The organism is Bifidobacterium intestinale, from assembly GCF_023656765.1.
GTDB classification, from domain to species: Bacteria; Actinomycetota; Actinomycetes; order Actinomycetales; family Bifidobacteriaceae; genus Bifidobacterium; species Bifidobacterium hominis.
Genome location: NZ_JAMOKR010000004.1, coordinates 89,667 through 105,147, shown reverse-complemented (window position 1 = coordinate 105,147; position 15,481 = coordinate 89,667). Strand labels below are relative to the sequence as shown.

General features: G+C 55.5%; 17 protein-coding genes. 10 read left to right on the top strand and 7 right to left on the bottom strand.

The genetic code is table 11. The features are described 5' to 3' along the window. The first annotated feature begins 105 nt into the window (after positions 1–105). Positions 106–1,725 (top strand): bifunctional folylpolyglutamate synthase/dihydrofolate synthase, encoded by a 1,620-nt coding sequence (locus NBH13_RS06400; protein WP_236824323.1) that lies wholly within the window; start codon positions 106–108, stop codon positions 1,723–1,725. 161 nt (positions 1,726–1,886) lie between these two features. On the opposite strand, the gene NBH13_RS06395 is transcribed toward NBH13_RS06400, so the two are convergent. Both NBH13_RS06395 and NBH13_RS06390 read right to left on the bottom strand, forming a co-directional pair. After that, a complete protein-coding gene (locus NBH13_RS06395) occupies positions 1,887–2,885 on the bottom strand; it encodes a lipid II:glycine glycyltransferase FemX (RefSeq protein WP_099595191.1) in 999 nt (332 codons plus the stop codon). Positions 2,886–2,946: 61 nt separating this feature from the next. Further along, positions 2,947–4,500, bottom strand: coding sequence for a UDP-N-acetylmuramoyl-L-alanyl-D-glutamate--2,6-diaminopimelate ligase (locus NBH13_RS06390; protein ID WP_099571314.1), 1,554 nt, complete (start codon positions 4,498–4,500; stop codon positions 2,947–2,949). A gap of 59 nt (positions 4,501–4,559) precedes the next feature. Here NBH13_RS06390 and NBH13_RS06385 point away from each other — a divergent pair, with 59 nt between their 5' ends. Continuing rightward, positions 4,560–5,201: a sigma-70 family RNA polymerase sigma factor gene (locus NBH13_RS06385; protein WP_081995949.1), complete on the top strand. Its 642-nt coding sequence runs from the start codon at positions 4,560–4,562 to the stop codon at positions 5,199–5,201. Next, positions 5,198–5,446, top strand: a complete 249-nt coding sequence (locus NBH13_RS06380; protein WP_144164761.1) for a hypothetical protein — start codon at positions 5,198–5,200, stop codon at positions 5,444–5,446. The genes NBH13_RS06385 and NBH13_RS06380 overlap by 4 nt, the downstream gene beginning before the upstream one ends. A 158-nt stretch (positions 5,447–5,604) precedes the next feature. Here the strand turns inward: NBH13_RS06380 and NBH13_RS08780 are convergent, their stop codons facing one another. Then, entirely contained in the window at positions 5,605–5,679 is a 75-nt protein-coding gene (locus NBH13_RS08780; RefSeq protein WP_003817083.1) for a 50S ribosomal protein bL37, read from the bottom strand. A gap of 147 nt (positions 5,680–5,826) precedes the next feature. After that, positions 5,827–6,777 carry an aldose 1-epimerase family protein gene (locus NBH13_RS06375; RefSeq protein WP_144164763.1) on the bottom strand — a complete coding sequence of 317 codons (951 nt, stop codon included), beginning with the start codon at positions 6,775–6,777 and terminating at the stop codon, positions 5,827–5,829. Between the two features lie 161 nt (positions 6,778–6,938). On the opposite strand from NBH13_RS06375, the gene NBH13_RS06370 reads away from it, so the two are divergent. Next, positions 6,939–7,952, top strand: a complete 1,014-nt coding sequence (locus NBH13_RS06370; RefSeq protein ID WP_144090223.1) for a 4-hydroxy-3-methylbut-2-enyl diphosphate reductase — start codon at positions 6,939–6,941, stop codon at positions 7,950–7,952. 25 nt (positions 7,953–7,977) lie between these two features. Here NBH13_RS06370 and ybaK read toward each other — a convergent pair whose 3' ends face one another. The 3 genes from ybaK to NBH13_RS06355 all read right to left on the bottom strand — a co-directional run bounded on the left by ybaK (position 7,978) and on the right by NBH13_RS06355 (position 10,572). Then, entirely contained in the window at positions 7,978–8,484 is a 507-nt protein-coding gene (gene ybaK / locus NBH13_RS06365) for a Cys-tRNA(Pro) deacylase (RefSeq protein WP_099571311.1), read from the bottom strand. 129 nt (positions 8,485–8,613) lie between these two features. Continuing rightward, complete coding sequence (gene gap / locus NBH13_RS06360) at positions 8,614–9,669, bottom strand: type I glyceraldehyde-3-phosphate dehydrogenase (RefSeq protein ID WP_099571310.1); 1,056 nt, start codon at positions 9,667–9,669, stop codon at positions 8,614–8,616. A 147-nt stretch (positions 9,670–9,816) separates the two neighbouring features. After that, the gene (locus NBH13_RS06355; protein ID WP_250779318.1) at positions 9,817–10,572 is read right to left on the bottom strand and encodes a thiamine diphosphokinase; all 756 of its coding nucleotides are present in this window, start codon (positions 10,570–10,572) and stop codon (positions 9,817–9,819) included. A 311-nt stretch (positions 10,573–10,883) separates the two neighbouring features. Here NBH13_RS06355 and infC point away from each other — a divergent pair, with 311 nt between their 5' ends. From infC to NBH13_RS06325, 6 genes are all read left to right on the top strand, one after another. After that, positions 10,884–11,582: a translation initiation factor IF-3 gene (gene infC, locus NBH13_RS06350; RefSeq protein WP_004220560.1), complete on the top strand. Its 699-nt coding sequence runs from the start codon at positions 10,884–10,886 to the stop codon at positions 11,580–11,582. Positions 11,583–11,600: 18 nt separating this feature from the next. Continuing rightward, positions 11,601–11,795, top strand: a complete 195-nt coding sequence (rpmI, locus tag NBH13_RS06345; RefSeq protein WP_003834365.1) for a 50S ribosomal protein L35 — start codon at positions 11,601–11,603, stop codon at positions 11,793–11,795. Positions 11,796–11,845: 50 nt separating this feature from the next. Next, on the top strand, positions 11,846–12,229 hold the full coding sequence (gene rplT, locus NBH13_RS06340; protein WP_003834366.1) for a 50S ribosomal protein L20: 384 nt from the start codon (positions 11,846–11,848) through the stop codon (positions 12,227–12,229). A 150-nt stretch (positions 12,230–12,379) separates the two neighbouring features. Further along, the gene (gene xerD / locus NBH13_RS06335) at positions 12,380–13,333 is read left to right on the top strand and encodes a site-specific tyrosine recombinase XerD (protein ID WP_144164771.1); all 954 of its coding nucleotides are present in this window, start codon (positions 12,380–12,382) and stop codon (positions 13,331–13,333) included. 87 nt (positions 13,334–13,420) lie between these two features. After that, the gene (locus NBH13_RS06330) at positions 13,421–14,260 is read left to right on the top strand and encodes a ParA family protein (protein WP_099571307.1); all 840 of its coding nucleotides are present in this window, start codon (positions 13,421–13,423) and stop codon (positions 14,258–14,260) included. A 404-nt stretch (positions 14,261–14,664) separates the two neighbouring features. Next, positions 14,665–15,444: an NUDIX hydrolase gene (locus NBH13_RS06325; RefSeq protein ID WP_099571306.1), complete on the top strand. Its 780-nt coding sequence runs from the start codon at positions 14,665–14,667 to the stop codon at positions 15,442–15,444. Positions 15,445–15,481 lie beyond the last annotated feature (37 nt).

Below are 15,481 nucleotides of genomic sequence, written 5' to 3'. Positions count from 1 at the left end.
GCAAACCATCCTATAACTTTTTGTGCCGCGCAACGTTCATGCAAGCACATAGAATAAGGGAGATTGAGTGAGTAATTCCAAGGTAGGGGAGGAATTCGAAAGAATATGTCATTCGAACATCCGAATCGCAACAATGAAAGCATGATCGACGTCGAACGCGACATCATGAGCCGCCCATCAGAGCGCAATACCACCAATCTTGACCTGCAACGCATGAAGATGATCCTCGACATCATGGGACATCCCGAACAGTCGTTCCGTGTGATTCACATCACCGGAACCAACGGCAAAGGGTCTACCGCACGCATGGCCGAGGCGATCTGCCGTGCCTACGGCATGCGAACCGGCTTGTACACGTCACCGCATCTTGAACATGTCAACGAGCGCATCGCCATCGACGGGCAGCAGCTCTCCGACGACGATTTCGTTGATACCTGGGATCAGATCAAGGACCTTGTAGCCATGGTCGACATGAAGATGGAAGAACTCGACAAGCCGAAAATGAGCTTCTTCGAAGTGCTCACCGCCATGGCCATCTGGAAGTTCGCCGACGCTCCGGTCGATGTGGCCATCGTTGAAGTTGGCATGGGCGGCCGCTGGGACGCCACCAACGTGCTTGATGCCGATGCGGCCATTATTGGACCGGTCGATATGGACCATATGGCATGGCTTGGCAATACCGTGGAACAGATCGCTTCCGAAAAGGTCGGCATTATCAAGCCTGGCTGCACTGCGGTCATCGGGCGTCAACCGCATGAAGAGGCCGTCATGCCGATCATTGAAGAAGCGGCGAAGCAGAACCATGCCAATCTGGTGAGGGACGGCATCGAAGCGGAAGTCGTGACCCGCATTCCGGCAGTCGGCGGTCAGGTTGTGACCTTGCGTACGCCGAATGGCACATACGCGGAAGTGCCGGTCGCCAAATTCGGCGAACATCAGGCGCATAATGCGCTCGCGGCCCTGTGTGCGGCGGAAGTGGTGATTCCCGTCAACGGTGCGCTCGATGGCGATCTTGTGGCCGAGGCGTTGAGCACGGTGAAGATTCCAGGCCGCATCGAGCAGATCCGTACGTCTCCCACCATTATTTTGGACGGCGGTCATAATGTGAATGCTGCGGAATCGTTGCGCGCCGCTATCGAGGAAAATTACGATTTCCAGCAGCTCGTTGGCGTGATCGCCATGATGGGAGACAAGCAGGTCGAAGAGTATTTGGGCGTGCTTGAACCGCTATTGAGCCATGTGATCGTTACGGAGAATTCGTGGCGTGATCGTGTGATGCCTGCGGAAGATCTGAAAAAGATTGCCGAGCGCGTGTTTGGGGCGGAAAGGGTTACGTGTGTTCCTGAACTGCCGGACGCCATTCAGGAGGCTGTTAATATGGTTGACGCCGATGATGAGCTTGGCGTTGGCTATGGTCACGGTGTGCTGATTTGCGGTAGCTTCACTACGGCTGGCGATGCGCGTCTCATGCTGGAAGAGAAAGTCAATCCCGATTTGAAGAAGCCGAAGTCGGAACGTGTCTTCCAGGAGGCTGTTGAGCCGGAGCCGCGTAAGGATCAGGACGAGGCGGATCTCGATTTCGAATCCGACGCCAATCCTGATTTCGATATCAACGATTTCGGCAGTGTCGGTCCTGATCTTGCTGAAAATGAAGATACTGACGTTTCCGAAGATGCTGCCGATACTGAACGTGCGGATGATGCATCTTCCGATGGCGTGCGGTAATCGCATATACGCATGTGAATGGTGCATCGTCGCTTGAGATCCTTGCAATCGGCGATGCATTCGTAAACAGTCCATAAGCAATACAAAAAGGATGCAGCGAACTGGTTTCGCGGCATCCTTCTTGTTATGATATTTGCACTATCTATTGTGCAGTGCGATCACTACTTGCGCAGTTTGCGACGCAGCGACTGCAGCAATGTGAGCGAACGGTAGAACGCTTTCTTGACTGGGATATCGCGACCTGCGGAAATCTGTACGATGTTCTCTGAGAATTTCGTTTTGAACCCATTCAGGCTCTTGAGCGAAGGGGCGAAATCGTTGCCGATGCCCATCAAATCGAGAACAGTGCAGCCCTGCTCTCCAAGCGCGCAGCATATAACGTAAATCAGCTTGTCAGGAACATGCTGGCTCATGATTTCCGTGCGCATGCACGCATAGTAATAGACCGCGTGATCGCCATTGATGGTGACGATGGACCATGCCACGACCTTGCCGTCGATACGTGCCGCGAATACGCGAGCATGATCAGGACCAAGATTGCTGATCATATCGACGTAGTCGCTCATCGGGGCGGGGGAGAAGCCATCACGGCGGGCGGTATCAACCATGACCTCGTAGTATTCGGAGAAATCAGCCATCGCCTGCGCGGTCTCATCGGCGCAAGCGGCAGGACTCTCCCTCAACGCCTTACGTACGTCGCGGCGGCCACGCTTCTTCATGCGTGCAAGAACCGCCTCATCACCACCGGTGATGTCCACATACACGGTCTCGTTGTAAGGAACGGTGGAAAGCACCGGGAACGAGCCTTCGAAATCCCATAAATCGATACGCAGGAACACAACGTTTTTATCGCGCTTGCGTACATCCTCAACAAGCAGGTCACGAACCTGCTTTTCCAGCTGTGCGGAAGGCTTGTCAAGCCAAGCCGGACCATGAACGGACCTCAAATAGTGGTAGCCATGGGTTTCGTAATCTATGAATGAGATGAATGCGATTGGGGCGTCGTCCTGCTTCACCACATACGCACCCCACGGCGTACGTCCGTCAATGGTGTTCTGATATTTGGCCCACACTGCGGTCTGTTCGATGGGCAGGGTAAGACCCGCCTGCACAGCCTGCTGCTCCATGGTGGCCGCGTCGGTGAATTCAAGAGTGATCATGATTGTTGGATTGTTCCTTATGGTTGGTGATTACTCGATGTTGGTCGGCTGTTGCCGCAGGTCAGGCAAGTTCAAAAATACGTTCCACAATGTGGTCGTCGCCTTCGAAGGGAACATGCTTGCCGTGGTCTTTGAACCAGCGCTCGTTGCCTTTGCCGATGATGAGGATGATATGGAGGCGGTTGGGATTCTTGCGATCGATTGCTACGGTCGATTCCACTGCTTCCGTACGGTCGAGAATGATTCTCGCATCCAGATCAGGATTGGTGACACTGTCAAGCATGTCTTGGCAGACGCGTTCCACAGGCTCATCATCCGTGTCTTCGAAGGTGAGAATCAGATGGTCGATGCGATTCTGCGCGGCCCTGACGATTTCTGATCTGCGGTCATACGCTTTATTGCCTGCGGATCCAGTGACCAGCGTGACTTCAGGATCGTCCTTGCCGTAACGTTGGTCAACATAGTCGAGCAACGCCGTTACGGAAGCATAATTGTGCGCGTAATCGACAATGGCGATGGTATTCGATTTCGTATCGTGGAAATGCTCCATACGACCGGCGATACGTACCGGTTCCATATTGCGCAGCGCTTCCTTCGCGGCGGTTTCGTGGAAATCGAATCCAACGGCATGCGCAATGGCAATGGCCGCGGCGGCGTTCGCATAATTGAAATCGCCATCCAATTGCAGGCTGAGAGAGCCAATCTGTTCACCTTCCAGCGCAATGGCGAATCTACTATGGTCGGCGGATTTCGGCCACGCGGTCACATCTGCGGCCGATGCTTCGCCAAGAGCGAACGTGGCGACGGGAATATCGGCGATTGCAGCATCCTGACGAATAAGATCGGCGTGTGCGCATGCCGTGCCGAGAACCAGAGAACGGCAATTCTTTACGATCTGACGTTTGCAGTGGAAGTAATCCTCGAATGTCGGATGCTCAATGGGGCTGATATGGTCCGGGCTGATATTGAGGAATGCGGCGACGTCGAAGGTGAGTCCGAAAACACGGTCGACTTTGTACGCCTGCGACGAAACCTCCATGACCAGGTATTCCATGCCATTGTCAACAGCCTCGCGCATCATACGGAACGCATCCATGGATTCCGGAGTGGTCAGGTCGGATTCGACATAGGTATGTCCGTCAAGGCAATTGTCGACGGAGGAGAATAGTGCGCATTTTCCTCCGGAGCAGCCGTTGAGCATGGCCTGGGTGAGATAGGCGGTGGTGGTTTTCCCCTTGGTACCGGTAATGCCGACGACTTTCAGTTGATTCTGCGGATGGCCGTAGAACGCGGCGGACAGTAGGCTCATGGCCTTGCGTGCGTCGTTCACAATGAGTCCAGGGGCCGTCGTTGTTGCGGAGAAGTCGTTTTCCGCAACGTATGCGGCAAGACCACGATCATCGATGCCATTGAGATATTCCGCTTTGAAACGGCCTTTGCAGCACAGGAGCGTGCCAGATACGACCTGCCTGGTGTCGTAGGTGATTGAACCGAACGGCTTGTCGAATCCGTTGATGGTCTGCACGTCAAGCGTCCAGGCGTCTCCTTGGATGATTTCGCGCAGCAATCCGTACTCGCTGAGCAGACGCGCTGCAGATGCCAGAGTCAAAGCCATATTTCGTGTTCTCCCTGTTCTTCGGATACCGAACAGCCATTCTACCGTCAGCTATGTGCATGGCATGTGGAAGTCGATGTGATTACAATGAAGCTGTGACTGAAGTACGAACGGAAACCATGGCAAGCAAAAGGGCGCGTTTTGAAAAACTTGCCATGCCTGTGGTTGATGCGTTGTACCGGCAGGCGATGAAGCTGACCAACGATCCCGACGACGCCCAAGATTTGGTGCAGGATACTTTCGAACGAGGATTCAAGGCATTCGACTCCTTCCAAGAGGGAACGAACTTCGCCGCATGGATGACGACCATCGAGCGCAACGCCTACTTCAATCAATACGCCAAAGCCAAGCGCAGACCGCAGCGGGCCAACGATTCCACCGGCGAATACGACGATTGGGACATCTATTCGGCTTCTGGGCATTCACCGGAAGAGCTTAAATCAGCGGAACAGGAATATTTGGACGCTTACGCGCCTGAAGAAATCATGGCGGCGCTCGCCAAGCTTTCGCCGGAACGCCGTCAGGTGTTCATCGACGCTGCGATCGACGGCAAGTCATACCAGCAGGTAGCTGACGAGCAGGGTGTGAAAATCGGTACGGTGATGAGCCGTCTCAATCGCGCGCGCACGCAGTTGAAACGAGAACTTGCCAACTATGCGAAGGAACGTGGCTATGCCACGGCGGGGAAGGGCAGAGCATGAGTGAATCGATCGAACGGCATATCACCACTGTCACCACCAGCGAGGGCGGCACTGTTGTGACCCGGGTTACGCATACCAGCGTGCGCGTTAGCGCCTCCGGTGATTGTTTCGACCCCGAACGTTGCTGCGACGAGCATGAAAGGGCATTGATCGCGGCCATGCGCGCGTATCTGCGTCCGCAACACGCCCCGCAGAGTCTGATTGACCGTCTTGAAGCCACACTCGACCATTGCTGTGGCGAGTGAGCTCGTGCATGCCGTTTGACAGTGGCATTGGTATCGGCAGTGGCAGTTGGCACGACGGACTTGTGACAGACTGAAGGGAGATATGAGAAAACCCCGCGAATCAATGGTGATTCGGCGGGGTTTTCAATGTTCTGTAGCGTTATTCACGCTGGCAGGGATCAGGCGTTTGGACGCTTGCCGTGATTGGCGGCCTTCTTACGACGATCCTTGCGCTTACGTCCGCGCATGCCCATGATGGACTCCTTTACTTACGATTAACAAGCCTTCGGGATTATCGCACACAAGCAAGACGTTTGACAAATCCTGTGTTCGATACATGACCATTTCGGCTTATCCGTGGACCTTGATGTGAACGAAGTCGGTTGATTCAGACGATCAGATCACTCGGCCATACCGAGGAACAGCGACGTGCTGGTGGTTTCGCCCGGCTTGATCACAATCAGGTCGTTACCCGTGTTGAACGCGTTGGCATAAGCGGTCTGCGGTTCCACTGCAACGCCGGCGGGATGCTGGGATGCGGGGAACTTCGTGCCTGTGCACACCTGGAACGAAGTAATGGTTTCATCGCCGCCAACACGGACCTTCTTGCCGTCGGCACGGGTGAACACTGCCGTGATGGAACCGTCTTCGGCATGCTCCAGATCGGTCCATGCATCGTCGAACGGCTGCTCGGTAAGCAGAGTGTCTTCGCGCAGATCGTATTTGGTGCCGTCAACCGGCTCGGTGCCGGTCGGAATGAGGTTCTCGTCTACGGTGACGTGCGTTCGAGCCGGCAGCGTGAGGCTGCATTTGGCGTTGTGCTCGTCGATCTCGTCTCCATAGCCGTTAAGGCTGTTGGCAAGCCACGGGTGAATGGCCAAAGCCCACGGCGCGTTTGCGTTGCCATTGTTGTAGGCGCTGACGGTCAAGTGCATGCCGTCATCGGCGAGGCTGTAGGTGGCGGTGACATACAGGTCAAACGGGTAGCCGACCATGTTGGGGGAGCGCCAGGCGAGGGTGACTGCGTCTTCGGCAAGCGAGATCAGCTTCCAGAACGAGCGGTAGCCGTAGCCGTGGATGGCGGTGTTGCGGTCATGCTCGTCGATTGGCAGCGAATAGGTTTTACCTTCGAACGTGTACTCGCCGCCCTTGATACGGTTCGGGAACGGAATGAGGATCTGGCCGTGGCAGCAGGTTACCAGATCATCAGGGCCAAGGGCGACGGTCAGATCCTCGCCCTTATAGGTCAGTTTGCGCATAGTTGCGCCAAGTTCGGTGATGACGGCTTCATAGTCGCCATGGGAGATGGAGAATTGCTGTCCGGTGCGGGCAGGCAGGTTGATGCAGGTCATAGTCACTCCATAGTGCCGTTGGATAGGTTCCGGTAACGGTATTGTTACCACCAACACCACAGTCTAACTGTTTTACGTCGTATGGCGATGCAGTTTCTTCGGCGTGCCGTTCATGTCTTAGTATTGATGAGGTTTTCACGAAGTGACGAAAGGCGGCCATCATGACCAAACGCATCGTACTGGCGGATCCCCGTGGCTTTTGTGCGGGCGTAGACAGGGCGATTCTGACTGTGCAGACGATTCTCAAGGCTGCCAATCCATCTCGGAATGACGATCTGCCGCCGGTGTATGTTCGTCGTCAGATTGTGCACAACAAGCATGTCGTCGAAGAATTGTCGGCTCAAGGTGCAGTATTCGTGCAGGAATTGGCTGAGATTCCCGATTCCGCGGCTTCTGCAGGAATTCCGATTGTCTTCTCTGCGCACGGCGTGTCTCCTGCAGTGAAGGCTGAGGCCGCGGCTCGGGGCATGCATATTGTTGATGCCACATGCCCTTTGGTGAGCAAGGTGCATCGTGAGGTGTTGCGTTTCGTCAAAGAAGGCTACGAAATCATCTACATCGGGCATAAGGGTCATGATGAGGCTGTTGGCGTGGTCGGCGAATCTCCGGAACATGTGCATCTGATTGAGCATGAGTCGGATGTTGATTCGCTGAATTTTTCTTCGGACACGAAGTTGGTGCTGCTTTCGCAGACCACGTTGAGCGTGGATGAGACGGCAGGCACTATCACCGCGTTGAAAGAGCGTTTCCCATGGCTTGAGATGCCTCCGAATTCCGATATCTGCTATGCCACGTCGAATCGTCAGGCCGCGGTCAAACTCGTTGCCGAGCAGTCGGATTGCGTGGTGATCGTCGGTTCGGCGAATTCGTCGAATTCTGTACGCTTGATGGAGGTTGCGCAGGAGGGACTGAACACGCGTTTTGACGGTGTACTTGATGGTGCTTGCGGAAAGGCCTACCGCGTGGATGATGCGTCCGAGCTTGATCCCGCATGGTTCGAGGGGGTTGAATCCGTGGGAATCTCGTCGGGCGCATCTGTACCTGACGAATTGGTGTCAGGCGTGATCGAATCGTTGCAAAGTCAAGGTTTCAATGATGTGACCACCATTGAAACCATCAAGGAAAACATGCATTTCGTGCTTCCCAGTGAACTTCGCAAGAAACCGGTCTGCTGATTGGACCTTACGATTGTCGAGTACTTTACCAAGTGCCGATAGGCGCGGCTACGCCGTCAAGCACTTTGAGCAGATCGTTGGGATTGACACCGATTGAGAAGCCGCGTTTGCCTCCCGACAGCAGTATTTCGCTATATTGCAAAGCGCTTTCGTCGAGCACGGTTTTGTGATGTGTGCGTTGGCCGAGCGGTGAGATGCCTCCAACCACATATCCGGATTCGCGCATGGCGACCTTTGGGTCGGCCATGGCGGCTTTTTTGGCTCCGACCGCTGCGGCCAGCGCCTTCAGATCCATGTGTCCGCTTACTGGAACTACGCCTACTACGCGTTCGGAGCCGGTATCGGCCATAAGCGTTTTGAATACCTGATGCTCGTCAAAGCCTAGTTTGGTGGCGGCCTCGACCCCATAGCCGTCATCCATATGGTCGTTTGAATGTGCATATTCGTAAGTCTTGAATGGGATTCCCGCTTGTTCGAGTTGCACTGTTGCCGGTGTTGAACCGGCTCCCTTCTCATGCTTTTTCTTGCCCATGTTGCTCTACTCTAAAACGTATTTGTATCGGTACGTATTTGCGTCGGTTAACAAAAGGGCTTCCGCCGTGAAGCGAAAGCCCTTACACTAAGTTCTACTTAGAATCGTGCGGATTGTTCCGCTATTGATTCACTCGGAGATCTCGGCGAAGTACAGCAGGGTGCGCACCATGTTGCAGGTGAAGCCGTACTCGTTGTCGTACCAAGAAACGGTACGAGCCATAGTCACGCCGTCAACGGTGTTGACGTCGGTCTGGGTCGGATCGAACACGCCACCGTGGGTGTCGCCGATGATGTCGGAAGATACGATGCCATCCTCGTTGTAGCCGTAGAAGTCGGTGGAGGAGAAGGCGGCCTTGAATGCGGCGTTGATCTCGTCAGCGGTGACTTCCTTGTTCAGGACGGTGGTCAGCTCGGTGACGGAGCCATCCGGAACCTGGATACGCTGGGCGTGGCCCTGCAGCTTGCCGTTCACGGACGGAACGACCTTGCCGATGGCCTTGGCAGCACCGGTGGAGTGAGGAATGGTGTTGATTGCGGCGGCGCGGTTGTTGCGAGCCTTCGGGAAGCGCGGGCCGTCAAGGATCATCTGGGTGCCGGTGTAGGCGTGGATGGTGGTCATGAAGCCAGCCTTGATGCCCCAGTTCTCGTCCAGCAGCTTGACCATAGCGGCCATGGAGTTGGTGGTGCAGGAGCCGGCGGACACGATCACGTCAGAAGCCTTCAGGATGTCTTGGTTCACACCGAAGACGACGGTCGGGGTGGTCTCGTCCTTTGCCGGAGCGGAGATCAGGACCTTCTTGGCGCCAGCGTTGATGTGAGCCTGGGACTTCTCAGCGGAGGTGTAGAAGCCGGTGCACTCGAGCACGAACTCAACGCCATCGTTCTTGACCCACGGGATGTTGTTGGCATCCTTCTCGGCGTAAACCTTGTATTCCTTGCCATCAACCACGATGGAGTCTTCGGTGGAGGTGACCTCAACCGGGGTGCCATCGTCATGACGGAAGGTGCCGTGGGTGCTGTCGTACTTCAGCAGGTAGGCCAGCATGGACGGGGTGGTCAGATCGTTGATTGCAGCGACCTCAATGTCACCGGCCTGGCCGCCACGAGCCTGCAGCTCGAAGATGCGGCGGAAAGCCAGACGACCGATACGACCAAAGCCGTTGATACCAATCTTAACTGTCATGTAATTCTCCCTTTAGGGTAGGCCACACGTGTGCTGGGCACACAGAAGCCATTGTTTACCAACGTCACCCACTTTAGTGCGTCACCTGTACTTAAGGCAACGCATTCGCGCGTGTGTTTCAGAAAACGTCGTATTTTCTGTGAGCGCTCACGCTGCATGTGGTTTCAGGCCGCATTCGACAAGCGCAGACGAGATTTGGGTGTCCAATGGGCCGAGATCGCCCTTGAACGCATGATGCCAGGAGACCTGCGGCAGAGGAGCCTCGGCTGGGAATGTCACGATGAGCGTGCCCTGGGTAACCCCGACATGCGCGGGCAGGCCATGCCGGAACTCGTTACTGACTCCGTTGACCTTGGTGCTGGTCATGAGCACGTCGTTTATCTCGTATTTCAATCCTTTTTCGCAAACGCCGACGGAAGTGTCGGAATGCGAGAAGACGGAGATCATGCGACCCGGTTTGACATCGTTTGCTGCGAAGTCGAGATCTCCATCGCATATCGCCGTCACAATGGAATCATTGCCATGCAGAAAACCGATGGCGCCATGATTGGCGAGCAATGCCATCAATTGGATGTTGGATATCGTATGGTCGATTCGCCCTCCGAGCGCGCCGTAGATATGGAAAAGCCTCGCACCGTGAAACCATCCGATTTTGAGGGCGGATAACAGATCCGGATCGTCTTTTTCCGGCGGCAGTTCGACGGTGCGCTCGTCTGGTGTGGGGCGTTTGCCCGTGATCGAATCGAAATCACCTACCACCACGTCGGGCATTACGTCAAGGGCGCGGGCGTGATCGAGCCCGCCGTCCGCAGCGATGACGAACGAACCCGCCGGAACTATTGGTGTTTCTCCGTAATATTCACCTGCCGCGAAAATCACACAGGTATTGAAATTATTTGTCATGCAAGGTCAGTGTAGTAGGCTGGCCGGCGTTGTTGTAAGGTGCGCTTTAACTGGTTGCAAATACGACACGCGGTAGTCGTGGTGTGTGGTATTATCTACAAGGCTTGAGAAATCAAGAAAGCGGGATATCCCCACTTGGAAGCCTTTCAGGGCCTCGGGTTCGGGCATAATGCCTTGTCACTGTGGCGAACAGTGAAGTGGAGAGCATATCAGAACGTTCTTCAGTGTGCCTTTATAGGTGCGTTTGGCATGCCATGGACTTTTGAGACGTTGAAGAACTGCCAATCTGGGAACATTCCGTTGAATGGAACATGAGGATTGGAGTCATCATCAGCGACGAACCACGCATTAACGACGAGATTCGCGTCTCCCAGGTGCGTCTGATCGGACCGAACGGCGAACAGGTGGGAGTCATCGCGACTTCCGTCGCACTGAACCTGGCAAAGGAAGCGAACCTCGATCTCGTCGAGGTGGCGCCCAACGCGAAGCCTCCGGTTGCCAAGCTCATCGATTACGGCAAGTACAAGTACAACGAGAAGATCAAGGCTCGCGAGGCACGTCGTAACCAGAGCACTGCGGAAATCAAGGAAATTCGCTTCCGTCTGAAGATCGACGACCACGACTTCGAAGTCAAGAAGGGCCATGTTGTGCGCTTCCTGAATGGCGGAGACAAGGTCAAGGTCACCATCATGCTGCGCGGTCGCGAGCAGTCCCGTCCAATTGGTGGCGTCGAGCTGCTGCAGCGTCTTGCTAGCGAAGTGGAGGAATACGGCACTGTCGAATTCGCTCCGAAGCAGGAGGGCCGCAACATCATCATGACGCTCGCACCGAAGGGCAAGAAGGTCCACACCCAGTCCGAGCAGCGTCGTCGTGGTGATCAGTCCCGTGCCGAACGTCAGGCTCGTCAGGCCGCACGCTTGGCGGCCAAGCAGGAAGCCCAGGCTCAGGCAGCAGCCGAAGCCAAGGCCGCAGTGACGTCCGACAAACCGAAGACTTCCGAAACGAAGTAACAAACAAGGAGGGCAGCAATGCCGAAGATGAAAACTAATTCCGCCGCTTCCAAGCGCGTCCGCGTGACCGGTTCCGGCAAGCTGATGCACGCTGGCTCCGCAATGCGCCACAACCTCGAGCACAAGTCCGCTCGTAAGCGTCGCGCACTGAAGGCCGACGGCGTTCTGGCTACTTCCCAGAGCAAGAACATGAAGAAGCTGCTCGGTCGCTGAGCATAGCGAGAGCCAATAAGAAGACTTAATAGAAAGCTGAGGAATTAAATATGGCACGTGTCAAGCGCGCAGTAAACGCCCACAAGAAGCGTCGCGTCGTTCTCGAGAGGGCTTCCGGCTACCGCGGCCAGCGCTCCCGTCTGTACCGTAAGGCCAAGGAGCAGCTGCTTCACTCCTTTACCTACAACTTCCGCGACCGCAAGGCTCGCAAGGGTGACTTCCGCAAGCTGTGGATCCAGCGCATCAACGCTGCTGTCCGCGCAGAGGGCATCACTTACAACCGTTTCATCCAGGGCCTGCACCTCGCTGGCATCGAGCTGGATCGTCGCGCTCTCGCCGAGCTGGCCATCTCCGATCCGGAGACCTTCAAGGCCATCGTTGAGCAGGCCAAGGCTGCTCTTCCGGCTGATGTGAACGCTCCGAAGGAAGCCTGAGCTTCTTCGCTGATTCAGCGTGACTGATGGGAACCCTCGCTCCAGCAATGGGCGGGGGTTCTTGCATTGCGCATCGGAAACCATCCATCTCATAGCCATGGCAACGGCGGTATACGATGCAAACGGGCAACCTTCGGCGGAAGGAGGGTGATGAACGATTTCGAGCGGATGATCAGACAGTTTCTTGCACACATCGATGTTGAAAGAGGATTGTCAAAAGCAACGGTATCGGCATATGGCGCCGATCTGAAAAAATATCGGCAGTGGCTTGCCGATCATGGTATTAATGACATTACGTCCGTGACGACGCAGGATGTGGAGAACTACGTCGCTTTTCTTGACGAATCCGGGGAATCCGCCCGAAGCAAGGCCCGCCGGTTGGCCAGCATCCACGCGTTTCATCGTTTCGCAGTGAACGAACATAGCGTCGCCGACGATGTATCCGCGCAGGTGAAGGCTCCCAAAGGTGCAAACACCCTTCCTGATGTGCTGGCTATTGATGAGGTCGCCAGATTATTGGAAGCGATTCCCGTTTCCCAGAACAGAGCTCCTGGCGACGCTTCGTTGGAGGTCCCGGATGATCCTGTGATGCTTCGAGACAAGGCGCTGCTTGAATTCATGTATGCGACCGGCGCGCGAGTGTCGGAGGCATGCGGGGCGAATCTTGATGACGTCGATACGGAAGCCAGGATCGCCAAACTGATGGGCAAAGGTTCAAAACAACGTTTGGTTCCTGTCGGCAGCTACGCATGCGAGGCGATCAGCCGGTATGTGCGTTCGGGACGCCCAATACTGGAGTCGAAGTCGAAAGGTCCTCAAGAGCGTCGCGCCCTGTTTCTCAACAAGCGCGGAAGAAGATTGTCGAGACAGTCGGTTTGGGAGATCATAAGGATTGCGGGGGAACGCGCGCACATCGACAAGCCGTTGCATCCTCATACGTTGCGTCATTCTTTCGCCACGCATCTTATTCAAGGCGGCGCTGATGTACGTACCGTGCAGGAGCTGCTTGGACATGCAAGCGTCACCACCACACAGATATACACGCACGTCAGTCCCGAAAACCTGATTGAAACGTATCTGACGTCTCACCCCCGCGCCAGATGATGGTGTTGCTGCCGTTTTGAACGGCGGCAATGGACTAGCATGGATTACAGTGAAAGTTGACACAAGGATGTTGGTAAGGTAAACGGTATGCCTACGGATTTGCTTGGACGAGATTATGAGACGTTTCCCGCTCCGGAGCCGCTGCAGACGCACGGTCCGGCGAGGGTCATCGCCATGTGCAACCAGAAAGGTGGCGTTGGCAAGACCACCAGTTCCATTAATATCGCCGGTGCGTTGAGCCAGTACGGTCGTCGTGTGCTTATCGTCGATTTCGACCCGCAGGGTGCTTCCACGGTGGGACTGGGCATCAACGCCAATGCCGTGGAAGATACGGTGTACACGGCGCTGTTCAATCCGCGCATGGATGTACATACCGTGATTCAGCATACCGATTTCGAGAACCTCGACATCATGCCGGCCAATATCGATCTATCGGCCGCCGAGGTGCAGCTGGTCACCGAAGTTGGACGTGAACAGGTGCTGGCTGGCGTGCTGCGACAGGTCAAGGATGAATATGACGTGATCATCATTGACTGCCAGCCTTCGTTGGGCTTGCTTACGGTGAATGCGCTGACCGCGGCGGATGGCGTGATCATCCCTGTGGCTGCCGAGTTCTTTGCGTTGCGTGGCGTGGCTTTGCTGATGCAATCCATAGAAAAGGTGCAGTCCCGTATCAATCCGAGTCTGGAAGTGTATGGAGTGCTCGTCACCATGTTCACGCATACTCTGCATTGCGATGAGGTGTTGCAGCGCATTTATGAGGCGTTTCAAGGCAAGGTCTTCCACTCGGTGATCTCGCGATCCATCAAGTTGCCGGATTCAACGGTCGCTGCTGCGCCGATCACCATCTATGCGCCGAATCACAAGACGGCGAAGGAATACCGTGAGGTTGCCCGGGAGCTGATTTTCCAAGGCGTTATCGCATAGATGTTCAAGGCTCCCTTGCGGGGCCTTTTTCGTTGGCTGGATGTGTGCTGAATTGTGATGATTGATTGGTGGAACACCCAACTTATAGTCACATTGACTATAAGTGATACGTTGTGATTTCGAAACAATTCGTATTGACGGGAATTTGAAGGAGTGAAGTCGCAAGGATCATGGGAAATGCCTCGGAACGGCGTAAACAGGCAATGGCGACGGCTGCCGTGATGGCGGGTGCGTTCGTTCTGCAAAGCCAGTTGTTCGGGTATGCCAAGAGGTGTTGATGCCCGGTGGGCCGGCTGCGGGAAGTCGATGATTCCATGGTGACACCATTTATGGTCGACTTGACTATAAATGGTGTTATGCTATGTCTCATAGCAGGGAAATACCCTGCCGTGAAAGGAACGGCCATGGGTATCGGAAATGTCTCGGAAAGGCGTTTGGCGCAACCGAGCATCGGCATCTCCGTGGTGATTCTCGCGCTCGGCCCGCATGGCGACAGCGCGGCCAACGGAAGCAGCCGTCTATGGCTGCCGCTGGTCCGCCGCGTCAGACAACCCTTCATGGGTTCCTGGGCGTTACCGGGCGGTGACCTGCGTGTAGGACATTCCCTGGAGGAATCAGCGTTCAAGGCTCTGGAATCCACCACCGAACTGCATCCGAAATATCTCGAACAGCTGTACACGTTCGGCGACCCCTCACGGTCGAGCGGTGGGCTTCCCATGGTCTCCATCGTGTATTGGGCGCTCGTCGGCGAAGCCGAAACCAAGGATTTCGCCGAAAAGGACAACGTCAAATGGTTCCCGGTCGACGATCTGCCGGATCTCGCCTTCGACCATCGACGCATCATCGACTACGCCCTGTGGCGCTCGCGCAGCAAATTCGAATACCCCGACATCGCCACCAAACTCGTCGGCGAGGAATTTACCCTCAGCCAGCTGCACGACGTATACGAGGCTGTCACCGGCCAGCCGATCGACCTGGCGAACTTCCGCAGAAAAATGCTCGCATCCGGACATTTGGAAGATACTGGCAGGAAACTCCACGTGGGGCGCAGCCGCCCAGCGGCCATATACCGGTACCGGCATGACGGCGAGCCACGCGCCGAATTCACGTTTCCCACAACGGTGGAACACGGCAAACCGGAAACCCTTGCCGACGACGCGCTATCCGCGCTCATGCCGTCGTGACAGGGCACGGCGAGCCACATCGGAAATCTTTCGGCAT

Coding starts and splice junctions, on each gene's coding strand:
- NBH13_RS06400 (WP_236824323.1), top strand. CDS start 106: ATGTCATTCGAACATCCGAATCGCAACAATGAAAGCATGATCGACGTC.
- NBH13_RS06395 (WP_099595191.1), bottom strand. CDS start 2,885: ATGATCACTCTTGAATTCACCGACGCGGCCACCATGGAGCAGCAGGCT.
- NBH13_RS06390 (WP_099571314.1), bottom strand. CDS start 4,500: ATGGCTTTGACTCTGGCATCTGCAGCGCGTCTGCTCAGCGAGTACGGA.
- NBH13_RS06385 (WP_081995949.1), top strand. CDS start 4,560: ATGGCATGTGGAAGTCGATGTGATTACAATGAAGCTGTGACTGAAGTA.
- NBH13_RS06380 (WP_144164761.1), top strand. CDS start 5,198: ATGAGTGAATCGATCGAACGGCATATCACCACTGTCACCACCAGCGAG.
- NBH13_RS06375 (WP_144164763.1), bottom strand. CDS start 6,777: ATGACCTGCATCAACCTGCCTGCCCGCACCGGACAGCAATTCTCCATC.
- NBH13_RS06370 (WP_144090223.1), top strand. CDS start 6,939: ATGACCAAACGCATCGTACTGGCGGATCCCCGTGGCTTTTGTGCGGGC.
- ybaK (WP_099571311.1), bottom strand. CDS start 8,484: ATGGGCAAGAAAAAGCATGAGAAGGGAGCCGGTTCAACACCGGCAACA.
- gap (WP_099571310.1), bottom strand. CDS start 9,669: ATGACAGTTAAGATTGGTATCAACGGCTTTGGTCGTATCGGTCGTCTG.
- NBH13_RS06355 (WP_250779318.1), bottom strand. CDS start 10,572: ATGACAAATAATTTCAATACCTGTGTGATTTTCGCGGCAGGTGAATAT.
- infC (WP_004220560.1), top strand. CDS start 10,884: ATGAGGATTGGAGTCATCATCAGCGACGAACCACGCATTAACGACGAG.
- rpmI (WP_003834365.1), top strand. CDS start 11,601: ATGCCGAAGATGAAAACTAATTCCGCCGCTTCCAAGCGCGTCCGCGTG.
- rplT (WP_003834366.1), top strand. CDS start 11,846: ATGGCACGTGTCAAGCGCGCAGTAAACGCCCACAAGAAGCGTCGCGTC.
- xerD (WP_144164771.1), top strand. CDS start 12,380: ATGAACGATTTCGAGCGGATGATCAGACAGTTTCTTGCACACATCGAT.
- NBH13_RS06330 (WP_099571307.1), top strand. CDS start 13,421: ATGCCTACGGATTTGCTTGGACGAGATTATGAGACGTTTCCCGCTCCG.
- NBH13_RS06325 (WP_099571306.1), top strand. CDS start 14,665: ATGGGTATCGGAAATGTCTCGGAAAGGCGTTTGGCGCAACCGAGCATC.